We start from the raw sequence: 21,412 nt of genomic DNA on the forward strand, positions 1-21,412 counted from the left end.
ATACGAACAAGTGATATTCACATCACTCAATGCTCAATTAATTATTTGATTATCATCACCACTAAACTAAGAATATGGTGGCGAGCCCCAGAAAGATGAAAAAGCCGCCAGTATCGGTGATAGCTGTGATCATGACACTGGAGCCGATGGCCGGATCACGACCTAAACGAGCCATGGTCATCGGGATAATCACACCCATCAAGGCGGCCATTAATAAGTTTAAGATCATCGCCAACGTCATTACGCCGCCCATAGCGGGATCGTTATAGAGGAAGTAGGTCACAACGCCCATAATCCCTCCCCAGACTAAACCATTAATCAGTGCGACACCCAATTCTCTCAGCATTAGGAAAGTGACGTTACCTTGCTGAATATGGTGTAGAGCCAAAGCACGAACAATCATGGTAATGGTTTGATTCCCCGTATTTCCGCCAATACCGGCGACAATGGGCATCAATGCTGCCAGTGCAACTAACTGTGAGATGGTATCTTCAAATAAGCCGATAACCCTTGAAGCAACAAAGGCGGTACAGAGATTGATAGCCAGCCATGACCAGCGAGTCCGAACCGCGCGGCCGACGGGGGAGAACACATCTTCCTCTGGGCTTAAGCCCCCCATTCGTCTTAACGTGGTATCACTCTCTTCATTGACCACGTCAACGATCTCTTCGATGGTCAAGCGGCCCATCAGTTTACCTTTGGCATCAATGACCGCGGCACTGATTAAGTCATAACGTTCAAAGGCACCCGCGGCGTCTTCCGCTTTCTGCTCTGGCTGGAACGTAGTCGGATTGCTCTCCATCACCTGAAAAACTTTGGTATCAGGTGCATTGAGGAGAATCGCTGTCAGGGGAAGTTCACCGAGCAGGGTATTTTTGCGATCAATGACGAAGAGTTTATCTGTGGCATCAGGAATATTCTTTCGATAGCGCAAATAGCGCTGCACTGTTGCCAACGTAACGTCAGCACGCACAGTCACCAGCTCGAAATCCATCATCTGACCGACGGTATCGCGAGCATATTGAATCACTTCACGTACGCGGGCGCGCTGGGCCGGATCCAATGACGTGAGCAACCGACCCATCAAGTTTCGCGGCAGATATTCAGCCAGATAAGCCTGTTCGTCGACATGCAAGGTACGCATTGCCTTTAACAGGTCTTTATCGCTCATCTCTTTGATCAGGGTATCCCACACAGTTTCAGAGACTTCAACCAGTGTGTGGCCGCGTTTCTCGTTTTTGACTAACCGCCATAATGCCAAACGTTCGTCATTGGGTAATGCTTCGAGTAAGTCAGCAAGGTCAGCTGCGTGCAGGTCATCAAGCAGGCTTTTTATTTCAGCTGTTTTTTCAATTAGTTGCTCATCACTGAGTGTGTTTTTGTCATCCTGACGGCCAAGAATACTGTCAACCAAGTCTTTATTATTCAATAACAGGGAAAGAATTCGATTGCGTACTTCAGCCAGTTTTTTAGCATTATTTTTAGCTTTATTTTTTACAACACCAGAAAGGGGCGTTGGGATGATAGGCACTGGCATAGTGTGTCCTTGATTCTAAATATATCCTTCAACTTTCAAGTTGTAGGAGCATTGGCTACTTTCGTTTATCGAGTCTTTCTCGAAGGCGAGCCTGTGTCTTGAAACCTATGGATATGAATCTATGGGCTAAGATCAGTCTCATGAGGCCCCGGCAGCTCGCCGTCCACAGTTTGCTCAAGTTCTTGTGATTGCCTACGTTCTTGATGGTGAGAAATAGAGGCGATCCCCGCATACAATAAGCGGCCAAATAAAATGAGAAAACTCACCAGCAAGATGATTTTTGTGAGTTGTGTTGAGGGTCTTCTTTTCATCTCTTGCCCTTCGCATTTGGCGATTCAGCTGTGTTAGCTGCTTTCATTCACCCGAATTACTGACTTGAGTCAGCTCATCGGGATTCATTCGTTTGCTGCCTTGCTGCATCACCAATGACTTTGGGCAAGCCCTTCGTATTTGACGATTCAGCTATGTTAGCTGCTTTCATTCACCCGAATCACTGACTTGAGTCAGTGATTCGGGATTGACTCTTATGATGCTTTCGGAGCTTCGGCTTCAGTCTCTTGCGGTGCTTCTTCAATAATCAGTTTCCAACCAACCACATCGTCCCAGTAAGCTTGCTCGCGTTCAAAATCTAGCTGTACCAGATTATTTTGCGCCAGATAACCGGCTGGGAAACGTAATGTCCAGTGACTGTCATCGGTAATCAGTTGCAGACTTTCCGGCGTGGTGGTCGACTGACGTTGATTATTCAGCAATGTACTCAAACGTAATAACTGAATTAACGGCAAATAGTGTTTTTTCTTGAATAAATTCAAGCGGGGTAGCTCATCGAGCTTAATACCTTTACGGTGCATACGTACCAAAGTTGCCAGCAATAATTGCTGTTCCTGATTGAAGCCAGGTAAGTTGGTGTTTTGCAGAATATAAGCCGAATGGCGGTGCATTCCGCTGTGATTAATGCTCAGACCAACTTCGTGCAACAGTGCCGCCCATCTCAGTAAAGCCTCGAGCTGTGGCAAGGCCAGCTTGGTATTCTGCGCCAACCACTGACCATAAAGTTGTTCGGTGGTTTCTAGCACTCGACGGGCTTGTTCCCTATCAATGTTGTAGTGCTCGGCCAGACTTTGTGCCGTGCGTTGACGGATATCCTGATGGCGGAAACGGCCTTCCATTTCATACAGCACCCCCTCACGCAGTGCACCATCGGATAAGCGTAGCTCTTTGACGGCTAAAGCATCGAACACACCACACAAGATAGCCAGCCCCGGCACGAATACCGACTGGCGATCTTCAGATAACCCCGGCAAACTCAGCGCGGAGAAATGCTTAAATTGCAATACTTGCTCAACTAGCATTTCGAGGCGTTCAGGCGTGATCAAACCGTCTTTCTCGCCCATCTCTACCAGTACTTCGTAAGTCGCTTTAATGGTGCCAGATGCTCCTAGCGCATATTGCCAGCCTTGAATCCGGTACTGCCAGGCCAAGTTTTCCAGCTTCTGTGCAGCGGCCAAACGCGCACGTTTGAAATTCGCCTTACTTATTTCGCCGTGTGGGAAAAACTGTTGAGCAAAACTGACGCACCCCATACGACGGCTTTCGACCAGCAGTGGCTCAAAATCTTCGCCAATAACCAATTCGGTGGAACCACCACCAATATCAATGACCAGTTTGCGACCTTTCTCTGGCTGGGTATGTTCAACGCCCATAAAAATCAGACGCGCTTCTTCATGACCAGAAATGATTTCAATCGGATAAGGGATGACCTCAGCTGCGCGCTTGAGGAAAGTCTCAGCATTCGCGGCTTGACGCAATGAGTGGGTACCGACAATGCAGACGTTGTCTGGTGAGAAACCCTGCAAACGCTCTGCAAATAGCGCCAAACAAGCCAGCCCTCGTTCGATGGCCTCTTCACTGAGCATATTATTGCTATCTAGACCATCAGCCAGATGCACCCGCTGCTTCAGGCGGCCTAAAACCTGCAAGGCACCGTTGACAACGCGGGCAATCACCATATGGAAGCTGTTAGATCCCAAATCGATAGCGGCAATTTCTTGCGGTTTTGTGGTAGTCGAATTATTGGTTAGCGGCATAGTTTTAGCCTTACTGCTCTGGTTGTTCCAGCGCTTTTAAATAATCATAGATGGCAATCTGTGCACGTACTTTGCGCCTGTTTCCACGCGGTACATAACGATTACTCAGTTCTTTATCAATATAACGGGCTTTTACCGTGTCGTTGAATAGCAGCTCTAAAATATCCAGTACCCGCTGTTTTAATCTCGGGTCCAGCAATGAAACTGCGACTTCGATACGATAATCAATGTTACGTGTCATCCAGTCAGCGGAAGAGAGATAGACCAGTTTGTCGCCTTTATTCTCAAAGACGTAAACCCGGTCATGCTCTAAGAAACGATCAACAATACTGGTGACCTGAATATTATCGCTGATCCCCGGCATATTTGGGATTAATGAACACATCCCACGGACTAAAAGGCGTATTTTCACCCCCGCACTGGAGGCGCTATATAACCTATCTACCAGGCCTTTATCCACTAAATTATTTATCTTCAGGGTAATCCCGGCACTTTCCCCCGCTTGAGCATGAATAATTTCCTGATCAATCAATTGATACAGCATTAAGCGCGAATTCTGCGGGGACACCATCAGATTATCGAACTTGACCGGGCGGTATGGATTTTCAATAAAGTTAAATACCCGACGCACTTCATTGGTAATACGGGCATCTGCTGTTAATAAAGAATAGTCGGTATAAATACGCGCCGTTTTTTCGTTAAAATTGCCGGTGCCGATATGGGCATAGCGCACGATCTCTTCGCCTTCAAGACGGGAGATAAGGAATAACTTGGCGTGAATCTTCAAACCCGGCGCGGAGAAAATAACGTGTACACCGGCAGCCGTTAGACTTTTGGCCCAATGAATATTGGCTTCTTCATCAAACCGCGCCTGTAATTCCACGACCACCGTCACTTTCTTACCATTATGGGCGGCATGGATCATCGATTCGATAATACGAGAATCTTTCGCGACGCGATAAATATTGATTTTAATCGCCAATACGCTTGGGTCGAATGATGCCTGGCGTAGCAATTCTAAAACGTGCTCGAAGGTGTGATAGGGGTAATACAGCAATACATCCTGTTCACGAATGGCATCAAAACCGTTGCGGAATTTATCAAACCAAATATGGCGCAGGCGCGGCATTGGCCGGTTAACCAAATTGCTTTTGCCTACATTGGGGAAGTTAATAAAATCTTTGAAATTATGATAACGACCACCGGCGATGACGGAATCATCGTTCGAGATCCCCAATTTATCGCGCAGTAACTCCACCATTTCATCGGGCATATCCCGCTGATAAACAAAGCGCACCGGCTCGGCAGTGAGACGTTGTTTCAGGCTCGATGACATCAATTCCAACAGGCTGGATTCCATTTCTGTGACCAAATCATATTCGGCATCACGGGTCATCTTCATGGAGTAGGCATTGAGCGCATCATAATCAAAGAAGCCTTTAAAAATCTCGTCAAGGCAATACCTTAAAATATTATCTAACAATATCATTGGCTTGCGTCGGCGAGGGGCTTCTGGTGGTAAATTAACAAAGCGCGGGACTTTATCTGACGGGATTTCCAACAGGGCATAAGCAATGTCCTGACCTCGGATAATCTCTACCGCCAAATAGGTGTAATCATCTTTGAGAAATTGCACCAAATTGGTGTCGTGGTTAATCAGGATCGGCGTGATGTGTTGGCGCAGATGCTGTTTAAAATATTGTTTTAGCCAGACTTGCTGATTTTCGGAAATTTGCCGCTCATTAATCAAGAATATTTGATTACGCGCCATCTCCAGCAATAAGTCGTTATATAGCCCGTCAAATTCTTGATCAGCTTTAACCACTTTGCTTTGAATTTTTTTCAGCAAATGGCGAGACGTTACAGCAGAGCCTTGCTCTTCACTAATCAGAATGCGCCGTTTCAGATCAGCGAAACGGACTTTATAAAACTCATCAAGATTATTGGAGTAAATACCAAGGAACCGCATCCGCTCAATGAGTGGATTGCTCTTATCCGCCGCTTCCTGCAATACCCGCTCATTAAAAGATAACCAACTGAGTTCTTTTTCGGTGTAGAGCTTTTCCTGACCCATTGCAACTCCAGTAAGATTATTGTGGGAGTATTTAGTGTCCATAATCATTATTGCGAAAGATTGACAAGAAAGTCCAACAGATATCATGAGTTAACTTGATTGACCGCCGTCATAAACATTGTCATGCAAACGCCACAAAACTGACATAAGATACTCGGTCATCTTAGGGTATAGATGATTGATTGGATTAATAACAAGATAGACGGGATATGGCGTAAGGGCATGGGGCAATCGAAGATTATGCAGCAAGCGGGCGTAGTAACACAATCAGGGAGAGATAAACGCCGGGCTGTCATTGAACGTCTTGTGCGTATGGTCGTCACGGGTAGTGGCCTGCTGGTTTTACTCACCCTAATGCTAATTTTCGTTTATTTATTGTACGCGGTGCTGCCCCTGTTTAAATCGGCCTCCATCGCGTGGCAAGAACCCTTTGCCGTGAATCGCAGTGCGCCCACGCTTGTGCTGGGGGTTGATGCTTCGGGGCAGATAGGATATCGCATTGATCAACAAGGCAAAGGTTATTTTATTCGACTCAAGGCCATGGGGGAATATCCCGCTGGGAGTTTAATTAGTGAACAGGTGCTATCACCACCGCCGGTCTCGATCAGCCGTGCTGCGGGTGGGCAACCGCTGTATGGTGTAGGGCTAAGTAATGGCCGTTTTCTGCTGCTACAACCCGATTTTTCTACCACACCGCCGCGCTGGCAATTTCCGCTTGGTGAATCACCGCGTTTTATGGATTTAACAGGCCAGCGCCTGAGTCAATTGGTTCTGGCAGAGCCGCAACCACAACAATTTTCTATTGCTGCCGTGACCGAGGATGGCCGAGTGATGGCCGGGAGGTTTAACGCGCAGGGGCAGCAGGTCACTGAACTGGCGAACGCGCCCAAGACCATCAACCAGTTATTGTTGACGCCAGATGGGCGTTTACTTTATCTCTTGTCCGAGCATCAGCTGTATATCTACCAATTCGGCACGGAGCCGACATTGCGCGAAATAGTGCCTTTGCTTGATGACCCATCGCCATTAAAAGGTGCATTAAACCTCTCTTTACTGGTGGGGGGGAAATCACTGTTGGTACAATCGCCTGATGGGGTATTAAGCCAATGGCAAGATGTGCCAAAAGCGCCAGATAATCAATACCATCTGACACGCATTGGTAGCTTTACTCCCTCAGGTAAGGGCTTACTCACGACTGAAAATACGCGTCGGGTATTTGCTTCACTGTCTCCACAAGGTGAGTTATCACTCTTCTCCAGTATTCAGTCAGCGCCGCTATTGCAACATCAACTGGCACAAGGCATCACCCATGCCGCGTTCTCGCCTTGGGGGGATAATCTGCTGGTTGAGAACGCCGCAGGTTGGTCAGCTTACTCTGTTGAGAATCGCTACCCTGACATTAGCTGGCGTAGCTTATGGCAACGGGTATGGTACGAAGATTATCCTGAACCCGCTTATGTTTGGCAGTCGAGTTCAGCACAAGAGAGTTATCAAGCCAAATTCAGCCTAATACCCATTATCTTCGGCACCTTAAAGGCGGCAGGTTACGCCATGTTATTCGCCGTTCCGCTGGCATTAGCAGGGGCGATTTATACCGCCTATTTTATGTCGGCAGGCCTACGCCGAGTCGTGAAACCGACTATTGAGATGATGGGCGCATTCCCCACGGTGGTTATCGGTCTGGTCGCTGGCATTTGGTTAGCACCGGTAATTGAACATTATCTGACCGGGGTTTTATTGCTACCGCCCTTATTGGCTCTGACTATTTTATTGTGTGGTTGGGGTAGCGCTTGGTTGTCAGCAAAAACACAGCGGCCATTACCTGCGGGTTGGGATGTGATGATATTGCTGCCCGTTATTGTGTTGACGGGTTGGCTGGCATTGTGGTTGGGACCAAAACTGGCCGTAGGGGTATTGGGCGTGCCGTTACATGAATGGTTGGGCGATAACTATTCTCAGCGCAACGCGCTAGTGGTTGGTATCGCCATGGGATTTGCCCTAATCCCCGTCATTTTCTCGCTGGCCGAAGATGCTTTATTCAGTGTGCCACCGTCATTGAGCCAAGGTTCGCTGGCGTTGGGAGCCACACCGTGGCAGACGTTAATTCATGTGGTATTGCCCTCGGCTTATGCGGGTATTTTTTCTGCATTAATGATTGGTTTTGCCCGTGCGGTAGGCGAGACCATGATTGTACTGATGGCGACTGGCAACACCCCTATTATTGATGGCAGCATTTTTCAGGGGTTACGAGCGATGGCGGCCAATATTGCCATTGAAATGCCGGAAGCTGTGGTCGGGAGTGGTCACTATCGGGTGCTATTCCTGACGGCCTTGGTTCTGTTTTGTTTCACGTTCTTAGTCAACACACTTGCCGAGTCAATTCGTCTGCGGTTGCGTGAACGCTATCAGACGGAGCAGGTTGCGTGATGACAAAGAGTGTAACGGCGGGGTTGACCAAAAAATGGTTTGCATCTGGGTCACCGTGGATTTGGCTAACGGCGGGGGCAGTCAGCATCAGTTTGTTGGCCCTGTTAGGTATCGTCTTATTGTTAGCCGGCCAAGGAATGCGCTATTTCTGGCCCAGCCCGGTTTATCTGTTTGAACTCAAGCAAACGGCAGCAGGCCCCGTCAACGTGATTGGTGAGATTTACCAACAACAATCACTGTCGCGCCAGCAATTAGCGCAATCGGGAGTTGTTTTACCGCCAGAGGCGGGAGATACCGTAACCCGTTATCTGATTAAAACGGGTAACCGTGAGGTGCAAGGGCAAGATTTCCATCGTCTTTTGGACAGCGATATTCAGCAGCGCAGCCAACCTAAAGATTTGCTGGTATTAGACCGCCAGCACAATGGCACTGCTTACGGTTTTCTGGCAGGAATGCTTGATAACGGCCAGCCGGTGGTGGGGAATGACTTGGCTCAGGAACTGCAAAAACGGATTCCGGTGGTCCAAGCCTTGGTTCAGCAGTCTAAAGATATTCAGTTTCGCCAAATGAATATGCTTAATCAGCAATTTGAGGCACTTCGGCTGGAGAAAAAACGCCTGCAAATGACCGGTGATTTTGACAGCAAATCACAAGACCGTTTTGAGGCGGAGTGGGGGGAGTTGCAGCGTAGTTATCAGGCGATGATGGAGAAATTGCGTGGTCTGCAAATGGACCAAGACCGCTATACCCTGCTGTTGCGAGATATGAATGGGCAAATTCATCCACTGTCACTGAGCCAGATCAATCGGGCTTGGTATCCCAATGATATGAGCTTTTCGCAGAAGTTGAGCCATTGGGCGGCACAAACACATAAGTTTCTGACTGACAACCCCCGTAATACCAACACGGAAGGGGGTGTATTCCCCGCTATTTTTGGCACCGTATTAATGGTGATATTGATGTCTATCGTGGTCATGCCATTGGGGGTGATCGCAGCGGTGTATTTACATGAGTATGCAGGTAAAAACTGGCTCACTCGGATGATCCGTATTTCTGTGGTGAATCTGGCTGGGGTACCTTCCATTGTTTATGGTGTATTTGGCCTCGGTTTCTTTGTCTATTTGATTGGCGGCTCGCTGGATAAACTGTTTTACCCCGAAGCGCTCCCCAACCCGACATTCGGCACGCCGGGCGTGCTATGGGCGGCATTAACGCTGGCCTTATTGACATTGCCGGTGGTGATTGTGGCCACGGAAGAGGGGCTATCACGTATTCCTGCCAGCTTGCGGCAAGGTTCGTTAGCTCTCGGTGCCAGTAAGGCCGAGACCTTGTGGCATATTGTATTACCAATGGCCGCTCCTGCGATGATTACCGGGCTAATTCTTGCGGTAGCGCGTGCCGCAGGGGAGACGGCTCCGTTGATGCTGGTTGGTGTTGTCAAATCTGCACCACTCCTGCCGGTTGATGGGGTTTTTCCGTTCCTCCATTTAGAACGCAAATTTATGCATTTAAGCTTCCAGATTTACGATATGGCTTTCCAAAGCCCCAATGTGGAAGCGGCACGGCCATTAGTTTTCGCCACTGCACTGTTGTTGGTTATTATTGTTGTTGGACTTAATTTGGCCGCTATCGGAATTCGTCATCATCTACGTGAAAAATACCGAGGTTTGATGCTGTGATTGAATTGTTTAACCCGCAGGATAACATATGGGACTTCTGATGCCTGATTCGCTGCCGTTATTTGATGTGCAGCAATTGACCCACGAGCAAACTGCACTGGCGGTAGAGAAGCTCAATTTATTTTATGGCGATAAACAGGTGCTGCACGATATTTCATTTAATGTGCCCAAACATCGTGTTACTGCGCTTATTGGCCCTTCCGGCTGTGGCAAGTCAACATTATTGCGCTGTTTCAATCGCATGAATGATTTGTTGGATAACTGTCATCTTGACGGTGAAATTCGCCTTGGCGACGAAATTATCACAGATAAAACTACCGATGTTGCCGCATTGCGCCGGCGGGTAGGGATGGTGTTTCAGCGACCTAACCCATTCCCCAAATCAATTTATGAAAACGTGGTATACGGCCTGCGCTTACAAGGAATGCGTGATAGGCGGGTGCTGGATGATGCTGTCGAGCGCTCTCTGCGCGCAGCGGCCTTGTGGCACGAGGTCAAAGACCGACTGCGCGAAAATGCGTTTCGTCTCTCTAGTGGGCAGCAGCAGCGTTTAGTGATAGCCAGAGCTATTGCGATTGAGCCAGAAGTATTGTTATTGGATGAGCCAACATCGGCGCTAGACCCTATCTCAACCCTAACTATTGAAGAGTTAATCACCACATTAAAGCAGCAATATACCGTGGTATTAGTCACTCATAATATGCAGCAGGCAGCCCGAGTTTCAGACTACACCGCCTTTATTCATCAAGGGACGCTGGTGGAATACAATGATACCGATGCTTTGTTTACTTCACCGCATCAGCGGCGGACGGAGGATTATATTACCGGGCGTTATGGCTAGCACCCTTCATCTTTCAAGCCGCAGGGGTGTTGGCTGCTTCTGGTCATTGGATAGCAATAAGCATTTCTCAGGTTTTCACTTTATTTATCTCGCGTGATTTAAGTTTACACTTTCATGTGTCGCTGCTTATCTAAGTGACTATTGAATGGAAGCGTTAAGTGAAAGAATTACTGATAACTCAGCCTGATTTTATGGAGACATTTCGCTGTGCGGGAACAGCATGTCGGGAGCACTGTTGTAAAAATCAGCATGTCATGCTTGATAGAAACCGTTATCAGAAATATATCAAAAGCCCTTATTCCGATATTAAACGTATTGCCGTTACCGAGATTTCTGTCACTCAAGCCAGCCTTGCGAGTTGGGCCAATATTATCCCTGATAACCAAGGGAATTGTCCCTTCCTTGATGAACAACAGTTATGTCAGATTTATAAACATGCAGGTATGAACGCATTAAGTCATCGTTGCGCCACTTACCCCCAAGTTGACCATATTTATAAAAATCAAAAAATTAAAAGTATGTTACTTTCCTGCCCGGAGGTTACCCGGCAGGTTTTATTTTCATCTAATGCATTAACATTACGTTTTTCTACTATCAACCAATATGACTATTACAAAGCACCTGAGATTGTGACTGAGGAGCGGTTGGTCAATCGTGCCTGTGCCACAATAACAGTGACCATTCCACGGGCCTCTATTGAAGAAAACCTGTGGGCGATAAACCAATTTTTGCACAGTTATCAAGTCAGCTATGATGTGAACAAAAATAAAATAGCCGAGATAGACAATCTGCGCATTGAATTAACGGCAAAAATAGAGGCAGGGGAGGCTGCTGATGCATTAATGGTTGTAGATGACGCACCGCTAATTCGTCGTGAACTCTTAGATTGCTTACGAGACTTTATGACTCAACTGCCTAATATTCGTGGAAGAAAAACACTGTCTATTTATACGGATACATTGCTGGAAAACTTCGCCGATAGACATCGTGATGTTGATAATAATGAACAGAAATTAAGTAACTTATGGCCGCAGCATGTATGGCCTTTTTTCATACAACACAATTTAGTCTTTCGTCATTATTTTCTCTATCGTATTCACCATGATCAATTAGCTATGGGGGAAAAGCCAGCAGCCACAGTATTTAATCTACAGATTATTGATTATTTTTATTTAAAATTATTAATCTGTGCTCACCTCGCTAAAAATGAACAAATTAGTGACGATGATGTGGTTGATATTATCTATTCGTATCATGCTTGTCGTGAGTCCACTGACAGCGTCAGTCAGCAGTTTATGCAACAACTGACCGATTTTGCGGTAAGAGATGATTTTTCCATATTATCTTTACTCGTGTGAAAGAACATTTTCTCATGCGATTTAAGTTGGCCTGTGATTGTGTCGCTAGTTATCTATAAATGAGCAGTGATAAACAGGACTCTATTTCGTGAAAGAATTACAAATTATTCAACCGGACTTTGTCAAAAACTTCAATTGTGTCGGTTCAGATTGCCGTGATCATTGTTGCAACGGCTGGGATATTGGTATCGATAAAAATACTTATCGTAAATATAAAAGTAGCCAAAACAAAACCATTCGGAATATTGCAATAAAGAATATTTTAGTCACTCGTACTAGCTCAGATAACTGGGCTAAAATTCGCCTTAAAGAAGATGGCAATTGTCCTTATCTTGATGAAGCTCGCTTGTGTGAAGTTCATAAGCGATTGGGGGGGGAGGCATTGAGCCATACATGTTCAACTTACCCACGAAGTCATCATCAATATCAATCCGAGAAATTTAATACGTTGACGTTGTCCTGCCCAGAGGTGACCCGATTAGTCCTGTTTAATCCTGATGCATTTCACTTTAACCATGAAGTGATAAACCAGAAAAATTATTTTAACGAGAGGAATATTAGCCCTGAAGGGCAGATGATTAATTTTTATTGCAATCAACTTATCCTTGTCCCTAATGAGAACTTTGAAGAGAATATTTATGGGGCGAATATTTTTATTCACTGTTGCCAAGATATTGATAAAAATTTAGAAGATAAAATACCGACAATCACAGGGCTATATGAGGCAATTTATACCAAGTTGGTATCGGGCGAGATAGGCAATGAAATGGTTAATATTCCATTCAATACAAATGCACGCTGGCATTTTTTGATGATGTTTCAACGGCGGACGGTGAGCGCTTTACAGGTTAGAGGTCAAAAAATGTTTTTTAATTATATGGCCTTCTTAATTCATCACTTAATGAATGATGTGGATATTAATCAGCTAGAAGCACGCATGGCGTTGCTGAGCTCCACATGGAATAACAAAGTGATGCCTTTACTTAATCAACATCCACATATTTTACGTAATTTATTTCAGTATAACTTCTACCATAATCAGTTTGCATTGAGTGAAACCGAAGCGTTAAATAAAGATTTTTACGCCTATACTATTGATTACTTCATTATTAAATCGGTTATTAGCGCTTTTGTGATACATAATGACTCTTTAAGTGAGGACGATATTATCAATATTGTTTATTCATATAATATCTTTAGATTACATAATAAAGGTGCCCAAAACTTTTTGTTATCAAACATAGATGCAGTTAATGAGAATGATAATATCACCTTGCTTAACTTATTGAATTGATTGTATTCATATGTATTGGGGCCATGTGGCCCCAATCGACTAAGCACTCTTTATCGATGGCGTTTTATATTTAGCCAAGTATTGGGGCTGGAAAATGCACATACGAATGGCTGTGCGGTATTCACCATTGATAAAGAACTCTTGTTTCAGCTCACCTTCCAGTTCAAAGCCTAATTTGCTATAGATATGGATGGCTTTTTTATTCTCTTTATCGACGATCAGATAAAGTTTATACAAGTTCAGTACAGAAAAACCGTATTCCATCGCAAGTCTGGCAGCCGAACCAGCATAACCTTTGCCTTGATGGGCTGGGTCGATAATAATTTGAAACTCAGCGCGCCGGTGAATATGGTTAATTTCGACCAATTCAACCAAACCGACTTTGACTCCCTGACCTTCAATAATAAAGCGGCGTTCACTCTGATCATGAATATGTTTGTCGTACAGATCAGACAGTTCGACAAAGGCTTCGTAAGGTTCTTCAAACCAGTAGCGCATAACACTGGCATTATTATCTAACTGATGAACAAACGGCAGATCATCCCGTTCCAGTGGACGTAACCGGACGCTGCTGGTGGTAGACATACTTATTCCTCATAGGGCGACAGCGATTGCTGCCTCTGAAAATTATACTCTTATACCCTTCGTACTTGAAGTTACAGGTGTGTTGGTTGCGGTCAGTTATCCGAATCACTTGGCTTCGTAAGCTCATTGGGATGCGTTCCCTTACCGACTTCCTGCAATTTTAATGACTTTGGGTATCATAAAAGAATAAGCAAAAAGGCGCAGACCTTATCACGGGTTGCGCCTTTATTATGTGCTTTATTGGTGACTATTCAGCCGCGTAACCTTGTATAGGTAAGCGCTCACCATCCAACCAGGCCGCATTATCACGCATCAACAGACGGCCATCGGTGAACCAACTAACTACCAGTGGATAAATATTGTGTTCTTGAGTTTGCACTCTCTCGACCACATCCTCTTCACTATCATCACTGAAAATCGGGACTTTGGCTTGCAGGATAACGGGGCCGCCATCCAGCTCTTCAGTAACAAAATGTACCGAAGTGCCATGTTCCTGATCACCATTTTCCAGAGCCTGCCGATGGGTGTGCAAACCGGGATACTTCGGCAATAAGGAAGGGTGGATATTCAACATCCGGCCAGCATAATGCTGCACAAATTCCGGGCTGAGAATACGCATGTAACCCGCCAACACCAGTAAATCAGGCTGATATTGATCAATAGCCTGCGCCAATGCTAAATCAAAACTAGCACGGTCAGAGAATGCTTGAGCATCCAGCGCGTGAGCCGGAATCTCAGCTTGTGCCGCACGTTCCAAACCATAAGCCTGCGGATTATTGCTGAACACTGCACTGATTGTGCCTGCAATACGCCCTTGCTGCTGGGCGTCTATCAGTGCTTGCAAGTTGCTGCCCTGGCCGGAGACCAAAACTACGATTTTTTTCATATACCCTTCGTACTTGAAGCTGCAGGGGTGTTAGCTGCGCTCACTCACCCGAATCACTTGCCTAAGTAAGCTCATCGGGATTCATTCACTTGCTGCCTACCTGCCACTTCAATAACTTTGGGTATACCCTTCGACTTGAAGCTGCAGGGTGTTAGCTGCGCTCACTCACCCGAATCACTTACCTAAGTAAGCTCATCGGGATTCATTTACTTGCTGCCTACCTGCCACTTCAATAACTTTGGGTATACCCTTCGACTTGAAGCTGCAGGGGCTAATGCCGTAAATAATATTATTGGTTAATAATAACCTGCTCTGCGCCTTCATTCGCAGTAGCAATTACGCCAATTTTCCAGGCTTTCTCACCCGATGCCGTCAGTAACTCAACTGCACGGTCAGCCAGTTCCGCCGGAAGGGCAACAACCATCCCGACACCGCAGTTAAATGTCCGATACATTTCGTGGCGGCTAACATTGCCGGCTTGCTGTAACCAGCTAAATACCGCAGGCCACTGCCAGCTTGTTTCGTCGATGACAGCTTGAGTCCCTTGTGGCAACACGCGCGGGATATTTTCCCAGAAACCGCCACCGGTCAGGTGAGCAATAGCGTGGATCTCCAGTTGCTCAATCAGACTAAGGATTGATTTGACGTAAATTTTGGTCGGCTCCAGCAGATGGTCAGCCAAAGATTTACCTTCTAATTGGGTCTGTTCCGGGTTGGTATGACTCACTTCCAGAATTTTACGTACCAGTGAATACCCATTGGAATGTGGGCCGCTGGCACCTAAAGCAACCAGAACATCACCGGGGGCAACTTTGCTGCCATCGATAATTTCAGATTTTTCGACCACGCCGACACAGAAGCCAGCGACGTCATAATCTTCACCGTGGTACATGCCCGGCATTTCGGCAGTTTCGCCACCAACCAGTGCACAACCTGATTGTTTACACCCTTCGGCAATCCCGGTAATGACACTGGCGGCAGTGTCTACATCCAGTTTGCCTGTAGCAAAATAGTCAAGGAAAAACAGCGGTTCTGCGCCTTGAACAACCAGGTCATTGACGCACATAGCGACTAAATCGATACCGATGGTATCGTGGCGTTTCAGGTCCATTGCTAGACGTAGCTTGGTGCCTACGCCATCGGTGCCTGAAACTAAAATAGGTTCACGGTATTTTTGCGGCAAAGCGCACAGGGCACCGAACCCGCCCAGTCCACCCATGACTTCAGGGCGACGGGTCTGTTTAACCACACCTTTTATGCGATCAACAAGGTCATTGCCGGCATCAATATCTACACCTGCGTCTTTATAGCTGAGAGAGGTTTTGTTGGTCACTGCGAGGTCCCCACGGCGGTTGGCTGTTTGAGCTTAGGAAGAAAACGCGACAATTCTAACAGCGCAGGCAAACGTTTGCGAGTAGCTTGTGATATCACTCTGATTTTTAGCTTTCTTGACTTAATAATGATTTTCTATTGATCTGAATCAGGCTATTCATTGTGGCGTTCAAAAAAAAAGGCGGTATAATCTCGCGATTTTTTTGGCCGTCAGCCGCCTAACCAGGAGAAAAATAATGAAGATCGTTGAGGTGAAACACCCGCTAGTAAAACATAAACTTGGTTTGATGCGTGAGAATGACATCAGTACGAAGCGCTTTCGCGAGTTAGCGTCTGAAGTGGGAAGTTTGCTGACTTACGTGGCAACCTCTGATCTGGAAACTGAAAAAGTGACCATCGAAGGTTGGAACGGGCCGGTTGAGGTAGATCAGATTAAAGGTAAGAAAATTACGGTGGTGCCTATCCTACGTGCCGGTTTGGGCATGATGGAAGGGGTATTGGAAAACGTACCGAGCGCCCGTATCAGTGTGGTGGGTGTTTATCGTGATGAAGTAACCCTAAAACCAGTGCCATATTTCCAAAAGCTGGTTTCCAATATCAATGAGCGCATGGCATTAGTTGTCGACCCGATGTTGGCAACCGGTGGTTCAATGATTGCAACCATTGATCTGCTGAAAAAAGCCGGCTGCCAGAGTATTAAAGTCTTGGTATTGGTTGCCGCGCCTGAAGGTATCAAAGCGTTGGAGGAAGCACATCCAGACGTTGAGCTATACACCGCTTCAATCGATCAGGGCTTGAACGAACACGGTTACATTATCCCAGGGTTGGGTGATGCCGGTGATAAGATTTTCGGAACAAAATAATAAGTGATGGCCGACTTGATAGTCGGCTTTTTTTTGGTCTGCCGTCCAGAATTAAATAACCTTGCCAGAGGATAAGAGAAAATGAGCCGTCGCACCATTGGGGTCAGTGAACGTCCGCCATTATTGCAAACGATTCCCTTGAGTTTTCAACACCTGTTCGCCATGTTTGGTGCCACCGTTTTAGTGCCGATTTTATTTAAGATTAACCCGGCAACGGTATTACTGTTTAACGGCATCGGTACATTGCTGTATTTGTTTATTTGTAAGGGAAAAATCCCGGCTTATCTGGGGTCTAGTTTTGCTTTTATTTCTCCGGTTTTGCTGTTACTCCCGCTGGGGTATGAAGTCGCATTGGGTGGTTTTATCATGTGCGGCGTGCTGTTTTGTCTGGTAGCGCTGATTGTAAAAAGAGCGGGCACTGGCTGGTTAAATGTTCTCTTCCCGCCCGCGGCGATGGGGGCGATTGTTGCTGTTATTGGCCTTGAGCTCGCCGGCGTTGCTGCCGGAATGGCGGGGTTACTGCCAGCTCAAGGAGTGACGGTCGATTCAACCACCATCATCATCTCAATGGTGACATTGGGTGTGACTATTCTTGGGTCGGTGCTGTTCCGTGGCTTCTTTGCCATTATCCCTATCCTAATTGGTGTGTTGGTTGGTTATGCCTTGTCATTCGTGATGGGCGTGGTGGATTTAACACCTATCCGTGATGCTCACTGGTTTGCCTTACCGACGTTCTATACACCTCGCTTTGAGTGGTTCGCAATTTTGACTATCTTGCCAGCGGCATTGGTTGTCATTGCCGAGCACATTGGGCATTTGGTAGTGACGGCGAATATTGTGAAGAAAGATTTGATTCGTGACCCAGGTCTGCATCGCTCTATGTTTGCTAATGGTATTTCGACAGTCATTTCCGGTTTCTTTGGCTCAACACCGAATACCACTTATGGCGAGAATATTGGCGTTATGGCGATTACCCGTGTTTACAGTACTTGGGTTATCGGCGGAGCTGCCGTTTTGGCCATTATGCTCTCTTGTGTCGGTAAACTTGCAGCGGCTATTCAGGCGGTCCCAGTACCTGTCATGGGCGGTGTCTCATTATTGCTGTACGGAGTGATTGCCGCTTCTGGGATCCGTGTATTGATCGAGTCAAAAGTTGATTATAACAAAGCACAAAACTTGATCTTAACCTCAGTTATCCTGATTATCGGTGTCAGTGGCGCGAAAGTGAACATCGGTGCAACTGAATTGAAAGGTATGGCACTGGCAACGGTTGTAGGTATTGGCCTGAGTTTGCTGTTCAAAGTGATCAGTATGGTTCGTACCGAAGAAGAGATTATTGACGCGCCGGAAGAAGAATCGGTGCTTAAGTAAAAGTGATATCTGGCCGAGCGGTTATTGTCGGTTCGGCCAGTTTTTCGCCTCAGTTCAGGTTTTTATGCTGTTGGAATTTTTTGTGGTAAGCTTGCCATGTTTTCCCGCCCGTTTTGTTGGTTGAGGTGCTTCTGAATACGCCGGCACAGCTTTCACTGCCACTCTATCTTCCCGATGATGAAACTTTTGCCAGTTTTTATCCGGGGGAGAACCCGTCTCTATTAGCGGCGATCCAGTCTGCTGTTCACCAGTCTCATGGTAGTTATATCTATTTCTGGTCACGCGAAGGCGGTGGCCGCAGCCATCTGTTACATGCCGCTTGCGCTGAGTTATCACAAAAAGGCGAGGCTGTCGGTTATGTTCCACTAGATAAACGGGCCTATTTTGTGCCGGAAGTCCTTGATGGCATGGAGCAGTTAGCTCTGGTTTGTATTGATAATATTGAGTGCATTGCGGGTGATGAACAGTGGGAAATGGCGATATTTAATCTCTATAACCGCATTGTGGAAACCGGCCGTACTCGCTTATTCATTACCGGTGATCGCCCGCCGCGCCAATTAAATCTTGGTTTGCCAGATTTGGCTTCTCGCCTTGATTGGGGCCAGATTTATAAATTGCAGCCGCTGTCAGATGATGAAAAATTGCAGGCTTTGCAACTGCGCGCCAAATTACGTGGTTTTGAATTACCAGAAGATGTGGGCCGTTTTCTGCTCAAACGCCTAGATCGAGAAATGCGCACCCTTTTTATGACGCTAGATCAACTTGATCGCGCTTCTATCACCGCCCAACGTAAGCTGACTATTCCTTTTGTGAAAGAGATTTTGGGGTTGTAACCCTCTGCATCCTTGGGGCGCTGCAATGTTAACTACATTCAGTTACTCAGCCCCTCCATGGGCTTCGCCTCTTCGAGGCCATCTAAATCACGATAAAATCTCAAGCACCTGTTCTGGTGGGCGGCCAATGCGTGCTTGGCCCTGATAGACCACAATGGGGCGTTCGATAAGCTTAGGATTATCACTCATCGCTTGTAGCAACTGCGCCTGCGTTAGCGCTTTATCGGCCAGATTTAATGTTTTGTAGAGTTCTTCTTTGGTGCGCATCAATTGACGAGCATCACTAAAATCTAGCTGTTGCAGTAATTCTTTCAGTGTAGCCACCGAGGGGGGAGTATCTAAATACAAAACCACCTGTGGCTTAATATCATGTTGTTCCAGGAGAGCGAGGGTCTCTCGGCTTTTGGAACAACGCGGATTGTGATAAATCGTGACGTCTTTCATTGTAACTTTCCTTAAGACTTCTGGTACTTGCGGAAGCGCTCATTCAATTGGCGCAGCTGGTCGATGCGGGCATCATAACGAGCCTGTTCCAAACTCCCTAATTTCACGCGTGCACTGGCATCACTGAGTAGCCCGATGGCTTGTGTCAGCTTGCCACTGAGCGCCAAACTTTCCGCTCGAGCGGCTAATTCTTGGTCGCGTAAACCTTGCGCCGCCGCCGCTTGTGCCAGTAAATCCCAACCATTAGGGTCATTTGGATTGGCAAAAGTATAGCGGTTCAATAATTTAACGGCGGCAGCGGGTTGCCCACCTTGGACATACGCATTAGCCAAGTTGAGCTGTAACACCGGTTGTTCAACTTTTTGAGCCGCAATGGCTTTTTGTAGCCGCTCAATAGCCGGTGCTGGTTTGTTCTGGCCTAAATCGATATCTGTCATCAAATCAAGGAACCAAATATTGCCAGGCTGTTGGGTTAATAGGGGCTGTAGTTGGTTACGGGCTTCATCATACTTTTTGGCTTGATACCACAATATGGCTTGGCCATATTTAGCGGCCAGTTGCTCACGTGTAGTGCCTTTACTCAAGGTGTCTAGCAGGTCTGGCGTCAGACTATTTTCAGTTGAACCATACATCCCCAGAATACGCACTTTGGCAAATAAATAGTCTTGCGATGAGGCAATCGGGTGCGGTTTCATCTGATTGGCACGGTTGCGAGCATCGGATAATCGGCTGTCAGGTAGGGGGTGAGTCAGCAACATTTCGGGTGGTTTTGACGCATATCGTGACTGATCGGCTAATTTTTGCAGGAAATTAGGCATGGCTTGTGGATCAAATCCTGATCGTTGCAGCACTTGGATACCAATGCGATCAGCTTCTTGCTCATTGCCTTGTGTAAAACTGATAATACCTTGCTGGGCGCCTGCCAGCGTGCCGCTTAAGCCCGCCATACCCGCTTGAGGGCTGGCCATCGTCAATAGAATAGACCCTAATACGCCAACCCATGTCAGCGGGGCCATACGTTGCTGTTCTTCCATGGCCCGCGCCAGATGGCGCTGTGTGACATGGGATATTTCATGGGCTAAGACAGAAGCAAGCTCACTTTCGTTGTCGGTATAACGGAACAAGGCTGAGTGGAGCACCACATTGCCGCCAAAGAAAGCAAAGGCGTTTATCTGATCGTTATTAACCAGGTAGAAATGAAAGGGGGTACGTACAGAGTAGGCATTGGCGACGAGGCGATTGCCTAACGTATTTACGTATTGAGTTAAGAGCGGGTCATAAATCAGCGGGGTGCTAGCGCGCATTTGGCGGACATAGAAATCCCCCATGGCTTTTTCCTGATCAATGCTCAAGGTCGCGCCTGCCGAGGTACCGATATCAGGTAGCAAGTCTTGACTCTCAGCTTTCACAGGCATGGAGCCTGTGAGCAGTAAACTACTCAGGAGTGTGGCGATCACTGTTTTGCTTAACCGACCCGTTTTACTTAACTGGCCTGTTTGACGTAACCGACTTGTTTTACGTAACCAATATGTCATAAACGAGGTTGCCCCTACTAATGTAATGACAATTAGACTCCGAGATGTGTAAGAGTTCTTCTTCCTTGGTCTGCTCTCCAGTACAATCATCACGAAAGCGAGTTAGATCACAAAAAAAGGCTCAAATAGGTCAAAGGTTAAGCTCTTCATCCGTTGCTGAGACTTGCAACTATCTTAGTCAGCCTATCGTTATAAAGGAACAGTTATATAAAGGAATGGTGGCTAAGGCAATGGCGATAAAAGAATGGCTGTCGCGCAAAAATGGC

General features: G+C 46.6%; 17 protein-coding genes. 8 read left to right on the plus strand and 9 right to left on the minus strand.

The features are described 5' to 3' along the window. Positions 1 to 61: 61 nt before the first annotated feature. From mgtE to ppk1, 4 genes are all read right to left on the minus strand, one after another. Complete coding sequence (mgtE, locus tag ACIOG0_RS05755) at positions 62 to 1,537, minus strand: magnesium transporter (RefSeq protein ID WP_050101409.1); 1,476 nt, start codon at positions 1,535 to 1,537, stop codon at positions 62 to 64. A gap of 119 nt (positions 1,538 to 1,656) precedes the next feature. Further along, positions 1,657 to 1,848, minus strand: coding sequence for a YfgG family protein (locus ACIOG0_RS05760; RefSeq protein ID WP_050101410.1), 192 nt, complete (start codon positions 1,846 to 1,848; stop codon positions 1,657 to 1,659). 213 nt (positions 1,849 to 2,061) lie between these two features. After that, entirely contained in the window at positions 2,062 to 3,624 is a 1,563-nt protein-coding gene (ppx, locus tag ACIOG0_RS05765; RefSeq protein WP_050101411.1) for an exopolyphosphatase, read from the minus strand. A gap of 10 nt (positions 3,625 to 3,634) precedes the next feature. Beyond that, the gene (gene ppk1, locus ACIOG0_RS05770) at positions 3,635 to 5,698 is read right to left on the minus strand and encodes a polyphosphate kinase 1 (RefSeq protein ID WP_050101412.1); all 2,064 of its coding nucleotides are present in this window, start codon (positions 5,696 to 5,698) and stop codon (positions 3,635 to 3,637) included. Positions 5,699 to 5,938: 240 nt separating this feature from the next. Between ppk1 and ACIOG0_RS05775 the strand changes: the two genes are divergently transcribed. The 5 genes from ACIOG0_RS05775 to fliB (ACIOG0_RS05795) all read left to right on the plus strand — a co-directional run bounded on the left by ACIOG0_RS05775 (position 5,939) and on the right by fliB (ACIOG0_RS05795) (position 13,297). Continuing rightward, the gene (locus ACIOG0_RS05775) at positions 5,939 to 8,125 is read left to right on the plus strand and encodes an ABC transporter permease subunit (RefSeq protein WP_164908359.1); all 2,187 of its coding nucleotides are present in this window, start codon (positions 5,939 to 5,941) and stop codon (positions 8,123 to 8,125) included. After that, complete coding sequence (gene pstA, locus ACIOG0_RS05780; RefSeq protein ID WP_050101413.1) at positions 8,125 to 9,804, plus strand: phosphate ABC transporter permease PstA; 1,680 nt, start codon at positions 8,125 to 8,127, stop codon at positions 9,802 to 9,804. Before ACIOG0_RS05775 ends, pstA begins: the two co-directional genes overlap by 1 nt. A gap of 28 nt (positions 9,805 to 9,832) precedes the next feature. Continuing rightward, a complete protein-coding gene (pstB, locus tag ACIOG0_RS05785; RefSeq protein WP_050101414.1) occupies positions 9,833 to 10,645 on the plus strand; it encodes a phosphate ABC transporter ATP-binding protein PstB in 813 nt (270 codons plus the stop codon). A 158-nt stretch (positions 10,646 to 10,803) separates the two neighbouring features. Further along, positions 10,804 to 12,003: a flagellin lysine-N-methylase gene (gene fliB / locus ACIOG0_RS05790; protein ID WP_404704940.1), complete on the plus strand. Its 1,200-nt coding sequence runs from the start codon at positions 10,804 to 10,806 to the stop codon at positions 12,001 to 12,003. Positions 12,004 to 12,091: 88 nt separating this feature from the next. Next, positions 12,092 to 13,297: a flagellin lysine-N-methylase gene (fliB, locus tag ACIOG0_RS05795; protein ID WP_404704941.1), complete on the plus strand. Its 1,206-nt coding sequence runs from the start codon at positions 12,092 to 12,094 to the stop codon at positions 13,295 to 13,297. 39 nt (positions 13,298 to 13,336) lie between these two features. On the opposite strand, the gene speG is transcribed toward fliB (ACIOG0_RS05795), so the two are convergent. From speG to purM, 3 genes are all read right to left on the minus strand, one after another. Beyond that, complete coding sequence (gene speG / locus ACIOG0_RS05800) at positions 13,337 to 13,882, minus strand: spermidine N1-acetyltransferase (protein ID WP_004707799.1); 546 nt, start codon at positions 13,880 to 13,882, stop codon at positions 13,337 to 13,339. A gap of 247 nt (positions 13,883 to 14,129) precedes the next feature. After that, positions 14,130 to 14,768 (minus strand): phosphoribosylglycinamide formyltransferase, encoded by a 639-nt coding sequence (gene purN / locus ACIOG0_RS05805; RefSeq protein ID WP_050101416.1) that lies wholly within the window; start codon positions 14,766 to 14,768, stop codon positions 14,130 to 14,132. A 289-nt stretch (positions 14,769 to 15,057) separates the two neighbouring features. Beyond that, positions 15,058 to 16,101 (minus strand): phosphoribosylformylglycinamidine cyclo-ligase, encoded by a 1,044-nt coding sequence (gene purM / locus ACIOG0_RS05810; RefSeq protein WP_128451392.1) that lies wholly within the window; start codon positions 16,099 to 16,101, stop codon positions 15,058 to 15,060. A 235-nt stretch (positions 16,102 to 16,336) separates the two neighbouring features. Between purM and upp the strand changes: the two genes are divergently transcribed. The 3 genes from upp (at position 16,337) to hda (ending at position 19,167) form a co-directional block, all read left to right on the plus strand. Beyond that, positions 16,337 to 16,963 (plus strand): uracil phosphoribosyltransferase, encoded by a 627-nt coding sequence (gene upp, locus ACIOG0_RS05815; protein ID WP_050101418.1) that lies wholly within the window; start codon positions 16,337 to 16,339, stop codon positions 16,961 to 16,963. Positions 16,964 to 17,044: 81 nt separating this feature from the next. Further along, positions 17,045 to 18,334, plus strand: a complete 1,290-nt coding sequence (gene uraA, locus ACIOG0_RS05820; protein ID WP_050101419.1) for a uracil permease — start codon at positions 17,045 to 17,047, stop codon at positions 18,332 to 18,334. 125 nt (positions 18,335 to 18,459) lie between these two features. Next, positions 18,460 to 19,167 (plus strand): DnaA inactivator Hda, encoded by a 708-nt coding sequence (gene hda / locus ACIOG0_RS05825; RefSeq protein WP_050101447.1) that lies wholly within the window; start codon positions 18,460 to 18,462, stop codon positions 19,165 to 19,167. Positions 19,168 to 19,254: 87 nt separating this feature from the next. On the opposite strand, the gene arsC is transcribed toward hda, so the two are convergent. Further along, positions 19,255 to 19,611, minus strand: coding sequence for an arsenate reductase (glutaredoxin) (gene arsC / locus ACIOG0_RS05830; RefSeq protein WP_050101420.1), 357 nt, complete (start codon positions 19,609 to 19,611; stop codon positions 19,255 to 19,257). A gap of 11 nt (positions 19,612 to 19,622) precedes the next feature. Then, positions 19,623 to 21,146 carry a M48 family metallopeptidase gene (locus ACIOG0_RS05835; RefSeq protein WP_050101421.1) on the minus strand — a complete coding sequence of 508 codons (1,524 nt, stop codon included), beginning with the start codon at positions 21,144 to 21,146 and terminating at the stop codon, positions 19,623 to 19,625. Positions 21,147 to 21,412 lie beyond the last annotated feature (266 nt).

The sequence above is a fragment of the Yersinia vastinensis genome (assembly GCF_044905075.1).
Lineage (GTDB): Bacteria > Pseudomonadota > Gammaproteobacteria > Enterobacterales > Enterobacteriaceae > Yersinia > Yersinia vastinensis.